This is a genomic window from Qipengyuania rhodophyticola (assembly GCF_042493225.1).
Lineage (GTDB): Bacteria > Pseudomonadota > Alphaproteobacteria > Sphingomonadales > Sphingomonadaceae > Erythrobacter.
The window spans coordinates 2738837-2754209 of sequence record NZ_CP170454.1; the positions used below are offsets into that span (position 1 = coordinate 2738837).

Consider the following 15373-nt stretch of genomic DNA (forward strand, 5'->3'; position numbering starts at 1 on the left):
GCTTAGCGCCGGTAAGGCGCGTGAAAGTCTGGCGGCTTGCTCGCCACCCATGCGACAAACCGGGCAAGTTTCTCATCAGCGAGCAAGGTCTCGCGGTCTTCGCCAAACCGCGCCAGCTGAGCATTGGTGAAATTGGCATGAATCGCGCGGTGGCAGATGGGGTGAACCGGAACGGTCTCGCGGCCCTTCTTCGACTTAGGCACAGTGTGATGCCATTGAATGCGCGTCTCAAACGGGCGCGAACACAGCCAGCATTTCAGCGGCTCTTCTTTGCCGGCCCCTAGTTCATCAAATGTCGTTACCCGGCTCATTGCGCGCTACGATGCACGCTTCCAGCTTCGTCGCAAGGTCAATGTTGTTGGCGGAGCCCTCAATCGCGGATTCGGTGTCACGCTGAAGATCTTCCATGCCCATCAACAGGCTGGCAAATTGCGATATCTGTTCAGCAGAGCTCTGGTTTGCAGTTTGCGCATGGGATGCGGAGTGCAGCACATCCTCATGGATCGCGCGCAGCCCGCTCAAATTGGCTTTGCCGCGCTCAGCGCTTTGCCCGGACAGGTCACGCAACGCGGCGCAATCCTTGGACATCTCGCCAGCATCGCTGAACAAGCGGTTGATGCTCTCCGAAATGTTCTGCGCTGATCGACCAGTTACACTAGCAAGTTCACGAACCTCGTTAGCAACCACTTTAAAGCCATGGCCGTTTTCACCCGCATTGGCGGCCTCGATCATAGCATTGAGCGACAGGATATTGGTTTGATCGGCGACATCCTTGATGGTCTTGGAGATATCGCGCACTTCACGAAAGCTGCTCTCAAATTCGCTCACGCGTTGGTCGAGAGCGACAATACCACTCACGGTCTTGTCCATCAGTCCGACGATACTCTCAACTTCTGAGATGATCTGCTTGGCCGCATCAGCGGTGGTTCGCAGATCTTGCTGAGCACCCTCTGATTGCTCCGACAGAGCGGCAATATCGCTCTCAATTGCACGCGATCGGTCAATCAATTCAGCAATGAAATTCGAGCGCTCGCGAGAGGCCTTGTTCACACGGTCGGCATTCGCACGCACCATCTCAACTAGCCGAGAAGCTTCGTTCTCACCAACGGTTTCAGCATTTGACGCAGCATTATTCATCCCTCAGCTCTTAGCTGAGACATGGTTAAGACAGTGATAATTCCCGGCCCGCGATTACGCCATGGATAAAGCCAGCCGAGATGATCAGCTGCTCTTTTTCGCTGCCGCCTTTTTCTTCTTCATGGTGTCATGGAAGCGGTCGGCCCAGCCTGGTTTGACCAGCTGTTCGCCGCGCACCATGCGTAGCTCCCCATCAGCGACATCGCGGCTCACCGCGCTGCCTGCGGCAACAATCGCATCTTTGCCGATACGGACTGGCGCGATCAATGCGCTGTTTGATCCGACAAACGCGCGTTCGCCAATCACGGTTTTGTATTTGAAATAGCCATCATAATTGCAGGTGATCGTTCCTGCGCCGATGTTTGCGCCCGCGCCGACTTCAGTATCACCGAGATAAGTCAGATGGCTGGCTTTTGCGCCCTCGCCCAGCACTGCCTTTTTCATCTCGACGAAATTGCCGATGAACGAATCTCTCTCCAGCACCGCGCCGGGCCGCAGCCGCGCATAGGGGCCAACTTGTGCGCCCTCGCCCACGGTCGCGCCCTCAAGATGGCTGAACGCCTTGATATGCGCGCCTTTGGCGATGGTGACACCAGGTCCAAACACGACATTGGGTTCAATCACCACATCGCGCTGGATCTTTGTGTCATAGCTGAAGAAGACCGTTTCGGGCGCCTTGAGCGTCACGCCATCCGCCATCGCCTCCTCCCGGCGAAATTCCTGCCACTGCGCTTCCGCGGTTGCGAGTTCAGCGCGCGAGTTGATGCCCATAACCTCATTGGGATCGTCCGTTGCTACTACCGCGCAGACATCGCCATCAGCGATCGCTATGTTGACGATATCGGGCAGGTAGTACTCGCCCTGTGCATTGTCGTTGCCGACACGGCCAAGCAACGTGAAGATATCCGCCGAACGCGCCGCCATCAGGCCAGAATTGCACAGGGTGCATGCGCGCTCCTCATCGCTCGCATCCTTGAACTCAACCATCTTACTGACCTGGCCCGCATCATCAGCTATCACCCGGCCATATTGCAAAGCATCCTCCGGCTCGAAGCCGAGAACCACCACTTTGGGAGTACCCTCGCCATGCAGCCGGTCAAGCATCGCTTTCATCGTTGCGCTGCTCACAAAAGGGACATCGCCATACATGACCAGCACATCCCCATCGAAGCCTTCAAGTGCACCTTCGGCCTGCTGAACAGCGTGGCCTGTGCCTAATTGCGGCTCTTGCATACATGTCCTTGCTGCATCGCCCAGCGCAGCCTCAAGCTGCTCTCGGCCAGCGCCAACCACCACGACCTTATGGGCAGGCTCCAGCGCATCGACTGAGGCCATCAGATGCATCAGCATTGGCCGACCCGCGACAGGGTGCAGCACCTTATGCGTGTCGCTCTTCATGCGTGTTCCCTTGCCCGCAGCAAGGATAATGGCGGCAATATTGGTTTGTGTGCTCATAATTATCAGCCTTTGCCACCAAATGGTTGCGGTTTGAAGCGTCATCCGCCACGCCCCTTTGGACTATGGCAGATTTTCCTTTCGATGCGGTCGGTTTTGACCTCGACGGCACCTTGCTAGACACCTTTCGCGATCTGGGCGCGGCGGTGAACTATGCGCTGGAACTTGGCGGAATGGACCCCGTGCCCGTCGATAGCTCGAAAGATCTGATCGGCGGCGGCGCGAAGATCATGCTGGCACGCGCGGTGGAGCAGCAGGGCGGCATGCCGGAAGAGGATTTTCGGGGGCTCTACAAACAAATGCTGCGCTATTACGCAGAGCACAATGCCGTCCATTCGCGCCCCTACCCTGGCGCGATTCAATGTCTTGATGCGCTCGCCGCGCGCGGTATCAAAATGGCAGTGGTGACCAACAAGTTTGAAGGCTTTGCCACCGACATCCTCACTCAGCTGGGTCTTGCAGGCCGCTTTGAGACGATTATCGGCGGTGACAGCATGGGCAAAGGCCCTGATGGCAAGCACCTTGCAAAGCCAGCTCCGGACCCGGTGATCAAGGCCCGCAACAGATGCGGAGGCGGCAGCTTCGCATTCGTTGGCGACTCCAGCTATGATGTGGCCGCCGCCCGCGCTGCCGACGTGCCAGTGGTCGTGGCCGCTTATGGTTATTGCGACAAACCGCCTGCCGAATTGGGCGGTGATGCGGTTATCGAATCGCTGAGCGGCCTTATTCCCGCCCTCGAAACGCTGTAAATAGCTGCACAAGGCGGAATATTCCGCTACGGCTTCAAAGGCATGATGCTGCAGTGTTGCAACGCAGCAGAGAAAATGTCAGGCAGCTGCCACATTACGTAAACGGAAACTTAGAGAGAGAACCCGATGAGCATCGATTTCAAAGATAAAGTCGCAATCGTAACTGGCGCTGGTGGCGGGCTTGGCCGCGAATATGCGCTGGAGCTGGGTCGCCGCGGCGCCAAGGTTGTGGTCAACGATCTGGGCGGAGCGCGCGATGGCACCGGCACGTCTGACATGGCCGCCCAAGTGGTCGAAGAAATCGAAAAGGCTGGCGGTGAAGCCATGGCCAATGGCGGATCAGTCACTGAATTTGACCAGATGGAAAAGATGGTCGCCGACGCCAAGCAAAAATGGGGCGGCGTGCACATCGTCATCAACAATGCGGGCGTTCTGCGCGATAAGACTTTTGCCAAGATGACGCCGGAAGACTTTGAATTTGTGGTCAAAGTTCACCTCACAGGCTCTGCCATGGTCACCAAGGCATGTTGGGAAACCTTCCGCGAGCAGGCCTATGGCCGCGTGTTGATGACGGCGAGCTCCACCGGTCTGTTCGGTAACTTCGGCCAAGCCAATTACGGCGCGGCGAAACTGGGCCTTGCGGGGCTCACTAAGACGCTCCAGCTCGAGGGCGCGAAATACAACATCAAGGTGAACTCGCTTTCGCCAGTTGCGGGTACGCGGATGACTGAAGACCTCTTCCCAGAGGAAGCCTTTAAGCTGTTCGATCCGGTCAATGTGGTTCCAGCCGCACTGTTCCTGGTCAGCGAAGATGCACCAACCAACGCCATCGTCGGCGCGGGCGCAGGTGGTTATCACTCGGCTTGGACCGTTATGAATGACGCCGTTTGGCTTCCCGATGGCGAGCGCACTGTCGAAGGTTTCGCGGCAAACTGGGACAAGATCAGCGAATTCTCAAACCTGATCGCACCGCAAAGCGGGCAAGAGCAGTCAGGCTCGATCCTGAAAGCCATGCAGAAAGTTCTCGGCGCGGATGCAGCGCCCGGCAGCGCGCGCGGCTAGCACGCTCAATTTTATCGAGAGAGGCGGATGGGAGACTGTCCGCCTTTTTTATGCCCGCGCCAGCCGTATTGACTGAGTAATACACCTGGCGTATTGCAGTTCTCAAGGAGATACTGCGTGGCATATTCTGACGAAGATCTGAACTCAGCGGTAACCGCGGGCGTGATCAGTGAAGAGACGGCAGGCGCGCTGCGCGACCACGTTGCGAAGCTGCGGCATATGCCCAAGAGCGACGAAGAAAACTTTCGTCTCATCAATAGCTTCAATGACATTTTTGTGGCGATTGGTGTGGTAATCATGCTAATTGCGGCAGGTTCGATTGGCAGCACCATTGCAGAGCTCATTGCCCCAGCTGAAAACAGCTTTGGCTTCTGGAACAGCGGCACGGAACCGACCGCCGCTGAAGTGGCCGCTTGGGAAGCAGCGCGCGAGCTTCAGGACGCCTTGAAACCGATGTTAGCCGGCTTGTTTGTCGCCGCAATTTCCTGGCCGCTAGCCGAGTTTTTCACCCGTAAGAGACGTATGGCCCTGCCCAGCATCATCCTTCTACTAGCCTTTGTTGGCGGCATCTTCGCCGCGGTCTTCGGGGCCGGAGCCGCACTCGCTGGGACTTCTGACAACAGCATAGGCGGGTTCATAGCGTCTGCGTCCGGTCTGGTCGCCGCTGTCGCTGCTTGGGTGCATTGGAAGCGCTTTATGGTACCAATAACAGTCGCCGCCGGGGCTGGAGCGATTGCGGTCACCGTCGTCGCCCTGCTCGCAGCCACCTATTCTGCGGTGAGCGGCGCGAACCCAGATAATGTGGTCCTGGCGCTCGTTTTTGCGACAGGTATCGCAATCTTCACCTTGGCAATGCGCTGGGATATGTCGGATCGTGAGCGCACGACGCGCCGCAGCGATGTGGCGTTCTGGTTGCACTTGCTTGCGGCGCCAATGATCGCACATCCGGTGTTCTCGTCGCTTGGGGTGATCGATGGCGGGCAAAATGTTGCCCCATCCAGCGCGTTTGTCGTGATTGCGATCTACGTCTTGTTTGGAGCGATCGCAGTTGCGATTGACCGGCGCGCCCTGCTGGTTTCGGCTTTGGCCTACGTCTTGGCAGCTCTGGCGTTCCTGTTTGAGCGGTTTGGCGCGGTAGAGCTTACATTCGCGCTCACGGCATTGGTGATCGGCTCTGCGTTGCTCACTCTGTCGGCGTTTTGGTCACCAATACGGCGCGCTTTGGTGGATAAACTCCCAAGCGGGCTCGCGGCTCAACTACCGCCTACTGAGCAGCTACAGGCAGTTCCAGAAGCCGCTTAGTCTTCGACAGCCTTCACAAGGCGCCGCTCCATCGGAGCGAGCACGCCGGGCAGTTCTTGCCCGCGTTTCAAGACCTGTCCATGCTCACCAAACAAGGTCCACATACCCTGCTTGTTCCGCAGCGATGGCCGTTTCTCAATTCGCGCCTGCGGGCGTTCTGCTGCGCGGCGAAAGGCAGCGAACACCGCCGCATCTTTGGTGAAATCCATCGCATAATCGCGCCATTCACCCGCTGCGACCATCCGCCCGTAGAGGTCAAGAATACGCTGCAATTCGTCGCGGGCAAAGCCGATCTGATTGGCTGGACGCTCGGGAAACCTAACAACAGTATCACCGCTTGATGCTGCCATCAGCAGTCGGTCCCATTACGGCGAACAACGGGCTGCTCAGTGCCTACATCGCGTGCCTTAAGCGCCTCAAGCTCCTCTTTCAGCGCCAAGAGCTCGCCTTCGAGTTTTTCAATACAGTCAACTCGGTTGCCCTCGGCATCTTCGCATGGCGTGCCATATGGAATGAAGTCCTTCATCCACTCTTCAGCAGGCATCAGCGTTGAGCGGGCCTTGAGGCCAACCATTGTCGCGCCTTCTGGGACGTCATCGGTCACCACCGCATTGGCGCCAATCCGCGCACGATCGCCGACCGTGATCGGACCGATCACTTGCGCACCAGAACCGATAATCACATTGTCTTTAACGGTTGGATGGCGCTTGCCGCCCACGCCATTGGTCGGGTTTGTCCCGCCCAGCGTGACGTTCTGATAAATCGTTACGTTGTTACCGATATCTGCCGTCTCACCAATCACCGTAAAGCCGTGATCGATAAAGAAATTGCGGCCAATCTTGGCTCCCGGATGAATATCAATATTCGTCAGAAACCGGCTGAAATGATTGACGAAGCGAGCCAAGAAAAACAAATCCGCTTCAAACAGCCAGTGTGCCAAGCGGTGCCATGCCAGTGCCCAAACACCAGGATAGAGGAGAATTTCCCAGCGGGAGCGCGGCGCTGGGTCGCGTTCACGGATCGAGTCCAGATAGCTCTTCAATCCACCTAACATGTGCCCTCCAATCGCCCCAAATTATGGCCGCATAATGAGCCTAAAACAAGCGGGCCTGATCCGGGCCCTGCACCGCATCCAGCGCGTCACGCCAGACTGACATGGTAGCAGGAACCTTGCGTTCAAGCGAAATTCTATCGATTTCACTCACAACCCGCTCGATATTCGCAAAACTCCGTTCGATGCGCGGAAGCAGATAGTTACATAGCGCGTCGCTCGCGGGAAGGTGCCGCGCTTCTGCATGCGCACTGAGCAAATCGGCGACCATTGCATCATCAGGAACGCCGATGGTGAGATGCATGGATCCGCCCACGCGCGAGCGCAAATCAGGCAGTGTGATCGCCCAAGGGTCGCTATTACTGATCAGTAGGATCGGCTCACCATCTTGCTGGGCGCGGTTCCAGCGGTGAAACACCTCCGTCTCGTCAAGGCTATCAGCGCCGTCAATCACCGCGCCTTTGCCATGAGCATCAAACCACTTGCCCAGAAGCGACTTGCCAGAACGCGGCGGCCCGACGAGAACAGCGGTGCGAAAGGGCCATGAGGCGGTATCGTCCAATGCGCCAGCGGCGTCAGCGTTCGCATTCCCCAACACAATGCGCGAGGATTGGCCCGGTGCAAGGGCATGTAAGGGCAAAGCAAGCTGCAACATAAGCGCGGGGCGCCTTAACGGCTGATCAGCAGTGCATTGCTACCCTGCTGAACCGTAAAGCCGCGCGCTCTCAGGGCTGCAGCCAATTCATCGAGCGAGCCCGCATAGGAGACGCTCATCACCGAAGTTCCGCCAATCGCTGTACTGCTGATCGAGGCACCGCGCACACCCGCCGCGCCGCGCACCGCGCCGAGCGCACCGTCAAAGGAGGCCGCATCCGGTGTCGCGAATTGCACAACGAAGTTTGAAACAGCGGCAGCGGCAGGCACTTCGACCACTTGCGCTGGCTGTTCATTACCGCCCTCAGCGGCAGCGCGTGCAGCAGCCTCTTGTGCCCTTACCGCCCGGCCAATCTGGATGAGCCGTTGCAGCGCAGGATCAGCCTGCCCAGTGCCCAGAGAGATACCCGCATCGGGCTTAAGCTTGCCATCACGCAACGCTTGCTGAAAAATCCCGTCAAACTGCACCACGGCGCGCTCAAGCATCGCGGGCAGTTCTTCGCTGCTCTCGGCTTCCATCGTAAATTCATCGAGATAGCGATTGTCTGGGCCATACCGCGCAGTGAAGCGCGCTTTGATAGGGCCGCCGGGGTAGGAATATTCCAACTTGGCAATCGCAACCACAATGTCCCCTGCTTCAAACTGATCGAGGATGTTGCGCCACCAAATCCGGCTGCGGCGGCTGATCTGCCCATAGTTGATCAGCAGCGATTCGCCGCCCGCGCCAGATGGTCTCACATATGTGACGAGGCTGGTTCCCGGCTGAAACTCTGCCCAAGCACGCTGCCAAGGGTTGCGTTGTTCATAAACTAGCTGCGTGCCAGCGCTGTCAGTCACTGGGATGAGCAGAATAGGCGCAGAGGGCCTACCCTGCGCGCCGCCGCCGAGATAGCGCGCAGCTCGCGCCCGGTCGAAAATAACACCAAGCCTGCCGATGTAGCGACGCGGCCCAATCTGCTCGCGTTCAATGACCACCGCAGAAACGAGCGATTCGAGCTGAGAATCGGGCAAGCGCGGCCCGTCGACCTTGGCCCATGCTTCGCGCACGGCTCTTTCCCATGCTTTCTCGCGGGCATCATTGGCATCACTGCCGCGCACATCCACATCGATGCCCGTCACCTCGATGTCGCTCGAGGCGGCAATCGGCGCAATTCCTCGCTCTCCGCCCACTTGCGCGCGGACAGCAAGCGCCAAAGCGGCAAGCGCAAGCACCCCTGCGACAATGGCAAGTACGCGGCGATGATGCGGAAAAGATCTGTGTGAAATACGTAGCATGGGGAAAACCGAGGGCCTTTTGCCCAAAGCGCCATGGAAAACCAAGCGCGAATGAGTAAAGCTGTTCATTAATGACCGAAAAAACGCGACAGAACACGAGCAGCTACACCTATGAGCAGGCTGGAGTCTCGATTGAGGCCGGCAATGCGCTGGTGAAAGCCATTGGCCCGCTGGTGAAAGCGACTGCGCGTGCCGGGGCCGATAGCGAGATTGGCGGCTTCGGCGGCTTTTTCGACCCAAAGGCGGCCGGATACGCTGATCCCTTGCTGGTCGCGGCCAATGATGGGGTTGGGACCAAACTCAAACTGGCGATTGACCATGACCGGCATGATACTGTCGGAATTGATCTGGTGGCGATGTGCGTCAATGATCTGATCGTGCAAGGCGCGGAGCCATTGTTCTTCCTCGACTATTTCGCGACTGGCAAACTTGAGAACGGCGTAGCTGAGCGGGTAATTGCCGGGATCGCGGCAGGCTGCACCGAGGCAGGCTGCGCGCTCATCGGCGGGGAAACCGCTGAAATGCCGGGCATGTATGCGGCTGGCGACTATGATCTGGCAGGCTTTTGCGTTGGCGCGGTTGAGCGCGGCGAGCAGCTGACCGGTGACCGGGTTACACCGGGGCAAGTGCTGCTCGGCATCGCCAGCTCCGGTGTCCATTCCAACGGCTATTCGCTCGTGCGCCGTTTGGCGAAGGACAAGATGTGGCAGCTTGATGCGCCCGCGCCATTCGATGAGAGCTGCGCGCTGATCGACGCTCTGATCGAGCCGACGCGCATCTATGTGAAGAGCCTGCTGCCGCTAATCCGTAGCGGAAGGATTGCCGCGTTGGCGCATATTACCGGCGGCGGATTGCTCGAAAATATCCCTCGGGTGATGCCCGCTGGCGCTCATGCCCGCGTCGATGCTGGCGCTTGGGACCAACCCGGCTTGATGGGTTTCTTGCAAGATCAAGGGAACATTGCGGCGGCGGAGATGGCCCGCACCTTCAATTGCGGCATTGGCATGGTGCTGGTCTTGGATGAGGCAGATGCAGACAGCGTTCTTGCAGACCTCAAAGCGGCGGGCGAAACAGCCTTGCGCATCGGAGCCGTGGTTGAGGGACAGCGCGGTTGCACTGTTACCGGCGGCGCCGGCTGCTGGAACAGGTCGCAAGCCTGGGACGCGCAACACCTTGCCTAATAGCGGGCCTGAGAAGGCAGAGACGCCCGCCAAGGTCGCGGTGTTTATCTCGGGCAAAGGCACCAATATGGCCGCCCTGCTCTATCACAGCCGGCTGGCTGGCTCCGCTTATGAAATCGTGCTGGTAGCCGCTAACGACCCGCACGCCGAAGGCTTGCAGCTCGCAAAGTCTGAGGGAGCCGCCACCTTCGCGCTCTCTCACAAAGACATGACCCGCGCCGATCACGATGCTGCGATGGAGGCCGCTGCGCAGGAAGCCGAAGCGGAATATATCGTTCTTGCTGGGTATATGCGCATTCTGACGCCGGAATTTGTGACGCGGTGGGAAGGCAAAATGCTCAACATCCACCCTTCCCTGCTGCCCAAATATCCTGGTCTTGATACGCATGCCCGCGCCATTGAAGCAGGCGACGCCAAAGCAGGCGCAACCGTGCATTTGGTCACTGAAGAGCTCGATTCAGGCCAAACGCTCGCTCAGTCTGAAGTGGCGATCTGGCCAGGTGACACGCCAGAAAAGCTCGCAAGCCGTGTGCGCGTGGCTGAGCATCAACTCTATCCAAAGGCGCTGTCTGACTATGTTTCGCGGGCTAGCAATCCGGGCTATCTCATTGAAAAGGTCCGCGCTTTGGCGCTCGCCCTGCCCGAGACGCATGAGCGCGAGAGCCATGGGCAGGCTGGGTGGCGCGCGGGGAGTGCGAAGAGCGGCAAATATTTCGCCTATTTCAATAACCAGCACCACGGGTCGCCGCACATTGCCGTACTGGTCAAGACTAGCGGGCTAGACGAACTTGAGGGACTGATTGAGACGCAGCCCGAAACCTATTTCAAACCTGCCTTTTACGGGGCTAGCGGCTGGGTAGGCGTGATTCTCAACCGCCCGGATTTAGATTGGGATCTTGTGTCCGAATGGCTCGCCCGCAGCTGGCGCGTGGTTGCGCCCAAGCGCCTGACCAAACTCATGGACGCCGCCGACGAGTTTTGATGGCTCGCTCAAGCACAATACCAGCGCGCCCTCACCCTCTGACGCGGTCCAAAGCGGCCATTCGCGCTGACGCGGCACTGGGCAAGATCTGGGAACGCGGGCTGACCGAGAAGCCGCCGCTGGAGCCAGAATTCCTTTGGGCTAAGGGTAGCAAGGGCTACGCGCCCGATGATGAGCGATCTGTGCGCAGCGAAGAGGATGTAGCAGATTTCCGCGACCGGCTGGAGATCTTATGCCAGTCCGTGCGCGAAGAAGCCGCGCTCAATTCGCTGGGTCACACGATGGCTTACGGTCAGATCACCTCGGCCATTCGCAAACGTCATGCGCTCGGCAAATTGTGGCGCGAACGCCCTGCCCTGACCGAGACGCCGATCGCCCCGCCGATCATAGTGATTGGCCAAATGCGCGCGGGGACGACGCGAATGCAGCGGCTGCTCGCGGCAGATCCTGCACATTGCGGCACACGCTTTTGCAATAGCCATGACCCGCTCCCGCGCACCCCTGACACGCGCCCTGTCGCCAGCCGGGCCTTCCTGAAGATCGCACGCAGCATCAACCCATGGCTTGATGCATTGCATCCCTTTGGCGCCACGCGCACTGATGAAGAAATTGGCTGGCTCGCCGCTGCGCTCAGCCCCTGTGCAATTGAAGCGCAATGGCGGATACCGTCCTATGTGCAGTGGAGCGAAGCGCGCGACCCCGCGCCTGTCTATCGTGAGTTTGCCCGGATCCTGCGTACCGATGCCGCGAGCATGGGTAATGCAGAGAGGCCGCGCGTGCTCAAATGCCCACAATATTCAGAGGATTTGCCCGCTTTGCTGGATCAATTTCCTGATGCTCGGCTAGTCGTAACACATCGCGATGCTTCGGCGCTGCTCGCAAGCAGCGTGTCGATGGTGGCCAGCCAGATGGCTCCGCAATCGGACGACCTGGCCGTGCAAGGCATCGAGACTGAGTGGCAGCGAAAACTGGCTCTGCGCGAAGAGCGGATGACACGGGCGCTTAGTGAGTTCTCTGGGCCGGTTACGCATGTCCAGTTCGACGCACTCAACGCTAATTGGATGAATGAAATTCATCGTATTTACAGCCAATTAAGGCTTGAATTTACTGATAAGTCTAAGATCGCGATGCAGACCGAGCATGCCCGCTCAGCCACGCAGAAGCACAGCGAGCATCGCAGCCAGATTGACGGCTTCTCGGGCAACTGAGCGCTGCACACAAAAAACCCGGCAACTGCTCACCACAGCGCCGGGCTTTTGTTAGTTTTCAGCTAGGCTAGATTAGCCGACAATCTCGTCATCATTGAAGAAGAATGCGATCTCGATAGCGGCATTCTCTTCCGAATCCGAACCGTGCACCGTGTTCTCGCCGATCGAGAGAGCGTGCGTCTTGCGAATTGTGCCCTCGTCGGCGTCCGCAGGGTTGGTCGCGCCCATGATATCGCGATTGCGGGTAACGGCATCTTCGCCTTCGAGGACTTGTACAACAACTGGCTCACTCATCATGAAGTCGACGAGTTCACCGAAGAAGGGGCGCTCTTTGTGAACGGCGTAAAAGCCTTCTGCCTGCTCGCGGCTCATGTGGATACGCTTGGACGCGACAACGCGTAGGCCAGCTTCTTCCAGCATTTGTGTGACCGCGCCGGTCAAATTGCGACGCGTAGCGTCAGGCTTGATGATCGAAAAGGTGCGGGTAACCGCCATGAGAATTTCCTTAAATGATAGGGGAGTTGCTGTTGCGCGCGCCGATAGCGCCGACTGCACCCGTCTGCAAGTAAATGCTGCAAGCACTGCTAAGCCAATGGCGCCGGGCTCAGCCGCCGAAATTTTCGCCTGTGCTCAGGTTGGTTAGGGTTTTTCCATCCTCAGCCGCGCTGGTGATCACGGAAAACCGGCTGCCTTCGTCCTTGCGGCCCGCGAGTATCCGTCCTTCGCCGATTGTAGCGTCTACTTCAATCGCAACGCCATTGGCTTCTGCCTGCTCGCGATAAAAGGCGATGATGACTGCTGGACTATCTTCGCTGATGAAGGTCGCGATCACCGCTTTGCCATCTGCCATCGCGGCATTGGTGGTGCTTTGCACCTCAGCTCCGGGATAAAGCGACCAGCCATTCGGTAAATCCGCCGCAACATTGACGCCCGAATAGACGCGGAGCGTGCCGGTTTCTGTGGTGAGGCTGGCGGTGGTTTCGCCCGTCGCCGCGTCGATTTCATAAGTGCCGTGATTGCTCACCGGGTCATCTGGAGCGAGTGGCCCGCAAGCCGCCAGAATCAGCGCGGCGATGGACGAAATGACGATACGGTGCACGGCGAACTCCCCAATTCTGGTGCAGACCAAGCCTATCGCTCAGCGCCCCTCCCGCCAAGCGCCGTCCGGCGTCTGTTTGAAGATATGGAGATCGCGCGTGTCGTCCCCGCTCATGGTGCGCCACAGATCGCGCGCCGCCGCAGTATCTTCCGGCCCGAACAGTAGCAACACCCGCTCAAATTGCGCAGCGTCTTCGCGCCATTTCCCGTCCGCGAGGATCGCCATGGTCGCACCATTCGCCGCTGAGCAGCTATCGCTGAGCAGAATAGGCTGGCGCGCATCATGCGGTCCTCCTGCGGGGCCATGCGCGAGGAAGGCCGAACCATCCTGTGCCCAAAGCGTTTTTGAGATTGCCTCATGCGCAGCAAGATCGCCGGATACGACCAGTAGTTTCGCACCTGCACCGAGCACTTTGCGCGCGAGCAAGGCGACCACTTGGTCTACCGGATCGCGGCTCAGCTGATAAAAGTCGACGCGCATCGGTCAGGAACCTTGTTTATTCCGCTTACATCGCTCTGAGCAATAGAGCACATTGTCCCAGTCGCGCGCCCACTTCTTGCGCCAATTGAAGGGTAAACCGCAGGCCAAACACGTCTTTGACGGCAAGTCACCTTTCTTACGCATCTTGGGCATCGGACTGAACGCCTAACTCAGCTCTCCAGCGTATCGCGCACCAATTGATCCATCAGCCGCACGCCAAAGCCCGTCGCGCCCTTGCCCCAAGTCGCGCCAGGCTTGTCCGCCCAGACCATGCCAGCAATGTCGCAATGCGCCCAAGGCGTGCCCTTCTTGATGAACCGCTCAAGGAATTGCGCAGCCGTGATTGAGCCAGCGCCCTTGCCGCCAATATTCTGCATGTCCGCGATCGGGCTATCGATCAGCTTGTCGTAGGCTGGGCCAAGTGGCAGCCGCCACATCTTGTCCCCGCTGGCCTTCCCAGCGCCAAGCAGATCATCCGCCAGCGCATCGTCATTGGCGAAAAGGCCGCCATGCTCATGCCCAAGCGATATGATAATCGCGCCGGTCAACGTAGCGAAATCGACAATGCGTGCGGGCTTAAACTCTTCCTGAGTCCAGTGCAGCGCATCGCACAGCACCAGCCGTCCCTCAGCATCAGTATTGAGGATTTCAATTGTCTGACCGGACATGGATGTGACCACATCGCCGGGACGCTGCGCATTGCCATCGGGCATATTCTCAACGAGGCCCATGACCCCTACTACATTCGCCTTGGCCTTGCGCTTTGCGAGGGCCAGCATCGCGCCAGCAACTGCGCCAGCGCCGCCCATGTCGAATTTCATATCGCCCATGCCAGGCCCAGGTTTCAGCGAGATACCGCCAGTGTCAAAGGTCACCCCTTTGCCCACAAACGCCAGCGGTGCATCGCCAGCCTCGCCGCCGTTCCAGCGGATCGCAAGAATACGCGAGTCGCGGCGTGAGCCTTGGCCAACGCCGAGCAATGCGCCCATGCCAAGCTTGGTCATTTCCGCTTCGTCCAGGACTGATATCTCAACGCCCGTACCCTCGAAACGCTTGACACAACGATCCACAAAACTCTGAGGATAAATGATATTTGCAGGCTCTGTAACAAGCTCGCGCGTGAACTCGACGCCGTCTAGCACGCCCGATGCCTCAGCCCAAACCGCCTCAGCGCCATCCGCCGCGCCGACCACAGTGGCCTCAACCAGAGTGATCTTCTTGTCGTCCTTCATGGTGGTGCGATAAGTGTCCCAGCGCCAATTGCGCAGACGAAGGCCGATGAGGACACTGGCGCACTCATCCGCCGATAAGCCATCACCATGAATAGCAATATGCTCAACGCCCGATGCCTGATATTTCGTAGCGACAGCAGCCCCTGCTCGCTCCAGATTATGGGCCCGGCTATCCGCGCCAGCCTCACCCGCCCCCACCAGAGCAACACGGACGACCGCGCCATCACGCTCAACAAAGCCTTCAAAATGCTGGCCTGCTCCGGCCTTGAAACGCGCCGCCGCTGCGCCATCACTGAGACTCGCCTCAAGATCAGCTGGCAAGCCGCCTTGATTGACGACATGCACCACGCATTGAGCGTTTGCGGGGATAGTTGAGCTAAAGTGGATCTGCATGAAAACTCCGAAAATATAGCGCCTAAATCGCCGAGTGTGTCACCTGAACGCATCAGGGTAGCAATCGGTTGCAATGGTGATTGCGATTAGGCGTGGGTGGTGCGATAGGCAAG

General features: G+C 58.6%; 18 protein-coding genes. 6 read left to right on the top strand and 12 right to left on the bottom strand.

The features are described from left to right. Window positions 1-2: 2 nt before the first annotated feature. The 3 genes from ACFCXQ_RS13145 to glmU form a co-directional block, all read right to left on the bottom strand. The gene (locus ACFCXQ_RS13145) at window positions 3-311 is read right to left on the bottom strand and encodes an HNH endonuclease (protein ID WP_379551309.1); all 309 of its coding nucleotides are present in this window, start codon (window positions 309-311) and stop codon (window positions 3-5) included. Further along, complete coding sequence (locus tag ACFCXQ_RS13150) at window positions 289-1137, bottom strand: methyl-accepting chemotaxis protein (RefSeq protein WP_379551311.1); 849 nt, start codon at window positions 1135-1137, stop codon at window positions 289-291. The genes ACFCXQ_RS13145 and ACFCXQ_RS13150 overlap by 23 nt, the downstream gene beginning before the upstream one ends. A gap of 84 nt (window positions 1138-1221) precedes the next feature. After that, complete coding sequence (gene glmU / locus ACFCXQ_RS13155) at window positions 1222-2592, bottom strand: bifunctional UDP-N-acetylglucosamine diphosphorylase/glucosamine-1-phosphate N-acetyltransferase GlmU (protein WP_379551313.1); 1371 nt, start codon at window positions 2590-2592, stop codon at window positions 1222-1224. Window positions 2593-2657: 65 nt separating this feature from the next. Between glmU and ACFCXQ_RS13160 the strand changes: the two genes are divergently transcribed. The 3 genes from ACFCXQ_RS13160 (at window position 2658) to ACFCXQ_RS13170 (ending at window position 5705) form a co-directional block, all read left to right on the top strand. Further along, complete coding sequence (locus tag ACFCXQ_RS13160) at window positions 2658-3341, top strand: HAD hydrolase-like protein (RefSeq protein WP_379551315.1); 684 nt, start codon at window positions 2658-2660, stop codon at window positions 3339-3341. 126 nt (window positions 3342-3467) lie between these two features. After that, on the top strand, window positions 3468-4403 hold the full coding sequence (locus ACFCXQ_RS13165) for an SDR family NAD(P)-dependent oxidoreductase (protein ID WP_379551317.1): 936 nt from the start codon (window positions 3468-3470) through the stop codon (window positions 4401-4403). Window positions 4404-4520: 117 nt separating this feature from the next. Then, window positions 4521-5705, top strand: a complete 1185-nt coding sequence (locus ACFCXQ_RS13170; RefSeq protein ID WP_379551319.1) for a hypothetical protein — start codon at window positions 4521-4523, stop codon at window positions 5703-5705. On the opposite strand, the gene ACFCXQ_RS13175 is transcribed toward ACFCXQ_RS13170, so the two are convergent. Genes ACFCXQ_RS13175 through ACFCXQ_RS13190 form a run of 4 tightly spaced genes read right to left on the bottom strand, consistent with a single transcriptional unit; the run spans window position 5702 to window position 8685 of the window. Further along, window positions 5702-6055 carry a DUF2794 domain-containing protein gene (locus tag ACFCXQ_RS13175; protein WP_379551321.1) on the bottom strand — a complete coding sequence of 118 codons (354 nt, stop codon included), beginning with the start codon at window positions 6053-6055 and terminating at the stop codon, window positions 5702-5704. The two genes, ACFCXQ_RS13170 and ACFCXQ_RS13175, sit on opposite strands and share 4 nt — an antisense overlap. Continuing rightward, a complete protein-coding gene (gene epsC, locus ACFCXQ_RS13180) occupies window positions 6055-6759 on the bottom strand; it encodes a serine O-acetyltransferase EpsC (RefSeq protein WP_379551323.1) in 705 nt (234 codons plus the stop codon). The genes ACFCXQ_RS13175 and epsC overlap by 1 nt, the downstream gene beginning before the upstream one ends. Before the next feature lie 40 nt (window positions 6760-6799). Then, on the bottom strand, window positions 6800-7411 hold the full coding sequence (locus tag ACFCXQ_RS13185) for an ATPase (protein WP_379551325.1): 612 nt from the start codon (window positions 7409-7411) through the stop codon (window positions 6800-6802). 14 nt (window positions 7412-7425) lie between these two features. Continuing rightward, window positions 7426-8685 (bottom strand): heavy-metal-associated domain-containing protein, encoded by a 1260-nt coding sequence (locus tag ACFCXQ_RS13190; protein WP_379551326.1) that lies wholly within the window; start codon window positions 8683-8685, stop codon window positions 7426-7428. Between the two features lie 71 nt (window positions 8686-8756). Here ACFCXQ_RS13190 and purM point away from each other — a divergent pair, with 71 nt between their 5' ends. The 3 genes from purM to ACFCXQ_RS13205 are packed head-to-tail and all read left to right on the top strand — an operon-like array spanning window position 8757 to window position 12056. Further along, complete coding sequence (gene purM / locus ACFCXQ_RS13195; RefSeq protein ID WP_379551328.1) at window positions 8757-9866, top strand: phosphoribosylformylglycinamidine cyclo-ligase; 1110 nt, start codon at window positions 8757-8759, stop codon at window positions 9864-9866. Further along, window positions 9859-10848 (top strand): phosphoribosylglycinamide formyltransferase, encoded by a 990-nt coding sequence (gene purN / locus ACFCXQ_RS13200; RefSeq protein ID WP_379551330.1) that lies wholly within the window; start codon window positions 9859-9861, stop codon window positions 10846-10848. Before purM ends, purN begins: the two co-directional genes overlap by 8 nt. Then, window positions 10848-12056 carry a sulfotransferase family protein gene (locus ACFCXQ_RS13205; protein ID WP_379551332.1) on the top strand — a complete coding sequence of 403 codons (1209 nt, stop codon included), beginning with the start codon at window positions 10848-10850 and terminating at the stop codon, window positions 12054-12056. Before purN ends, ACFCXQ_RS13205 begins: the two co-directional genes overlap by 1 nt. Window positions 12057-12128: 72 nt before the next feature. On the opposite strand, the gene ndk is transcribed toward ACFCXQ_RS13205, so the two are convergent. The 5 genes from ndk to ACFCXQ_RS13230 all read right to left on the bottom strand — a co-directional run bounded on the left by ndk (window position 12129) and on the right by ACFCXQ_RS13230 (window position 15260). After that, window positions 12129-12551, bottom strand: coding sequence for a nucleoside-diphosphate kinase (gene ndk, locus ACFCXQ_RS13210; protein ID WP_379551334.1), 423 nt, complete (start codon window positions 12549-12551; stop codon window positions 12129-12131). Window positions 12552-12660: 109 nt separating this feature from the next. Beyond that, entirely contained in the window at window positions 12661-13155 is a 495-nt protein-coding gene (locus ACFCXQ_RS13215; protein WP_379551335.1) for a hypothetical protein, read from the bottom strand. Between the two features lie 39 nt (window positions 13156-13194). Further along, window positions 13195-13635: a DNA polymerase III subunit chi gene (locus ACFCXQ_RS13220; RefSeq protein WP_379551337.1), complete on the bottom strand. Its 441-nt coding sequence runs from the start codon at window positions 13633-13635 to the stop codon at window positions 13195-13197. Between the two features lie 3 nt (window positions 13636-13638). Beyond that, the gene (locus ACFCXQ_RS13225) at window positions 13639-13788 is read right to left on the bottom strand and encodes a DUF2256 domain-containing protein (protein ID WP_379551339.1); all 150 of its coding nucleotides are present in this window, start codon (window positions 13786-13788) and stop codon (window positions 13639-13641) included. A 17-nt stretch (window positions 13789-13805) separates the two neighbouring features. Further along, on the bottom strand, window positions 13806-15260 hold the full coding sequence (locus ACFCXQ_RS13230; RefSeq protein ID WP_379551341.1) for a leucyl aminopeptidase: 1455 nt from the start codon (window positions 15258-15260) through the stop codon (window positions 13806-13808). Window positions 15261-15373: the final 113 nt, after the last annotated feature.

Excerpts from the sequence above, each read along its gene's own strand:
- ACFCXQ_RS13185 (WP_379551325.1), bottom strand. The coding sequence starts at position 7,411 with ATGTTGCAGCTTGCTTTGCCCTTACATGCCCTTGCACCGGGCCAATCC.
- ACFCXQ_RS13175 (WP_379551321.1), bottom strand. The coding sequence starts at position 6,055 with ATGGCAGCATCAAGCGGTGATACTGTTGTTAGGTTTCCCGAGCGTCCA.
- ACFCXQ_RS13225 (WP_379551339.1), bottom strand. The coding sequence starts at position 13,788 with ATGCCCAAGATGCGTAAGAAAGGTGACTTGCCGTCAAAGACGTGTTTG.
- purM (WP_379551328.1), top strand. The coding sequence starts at position 8,757 with ATGACCGAAAAAACGCGACAGAACACGAGCAGCTACACCTATGAGCAG.
- ACFCXQ_RS13190 (WP_379551326.1), bottom strand. The coding sequence starts at position 8,685 with ATGCTACGTATTTCACACAGATCTTTTCCGCATCATCGCCGCGTACTT.
- ACFCXQ_RS13205 (WP_379551332.1), top strand. The coding sequence starts at position 10,848 with ATGGCTCGCTCAAGCACAATACCAGCGCGCCCTCACCCTCTGACGCGG.
- ACFCXQ_RS13230 (WP_379551341.1), bottom strand. The coding sequence starts at position 15,260 with ATGCAGATCCACTTTAGCTCAACTATCCCCGCAAACGCTCAATGCGTG.
- ACFCXQ_RS13165 (WP_379551317.1), top strand. The coding sequence starts at position 3,468 with ATGAGCATCGATTTCAAAGATAAAGTCGCAATCGTAACTGGCGCTGGT.
- epsC (WP_379551323.1), bottom strand. The coding sequence starts at position 6,759 with ATGTTAGGTGGATTGAAGAGCTATCTGGACTCGATCCGTGAACGCGAC.
- ACFCXQ_RS13220 (WP_379551337.1), bottom strand. The coding sequence starts at position 13,635 with ATGCGCGTCGACTTTTATCAGCTGAGCCGCGATCCGGTAGACCAAGTG.
- glmU (WP_379551313.1), bottom strand. The coding sequence starts at position 2,592 with ATGAGCACACAAACCAATATTGCCGCCATTATCCTTGCTGCGGGCAAG.
- ACFCXQ_RS13160 (WP_379551315.1), top strand. The coding sequence starts at position 2,658 with ATGGCAGATTTTCCTTTCGATGCGGTCGGTTTTGACCTCGACGGCACC.
- ACFCXQ_RS13150 (WP_379551311.1), bottom strand. The coding sequence starts at position 1,137 with ATGAATAATGCTGCGTCAAATGCTGAAACCGTTGGTGAGAACGAAGCT.
- ACFCXQ_RS13145 (WP_379551309.1), bottom strand. The coding sequence starts at position 311 with ATGAGCCGGGTAACGACATTTGATGAACTAGGGGCCGGCAAAGAAGAG.
- ndk (WP_379551334.1), bottom strand. The coding sequence starts at position 12,551 with ATGGCGGTTACCCGCACCTTTTCGATCATCAAGCCTGACGCTACGCGT.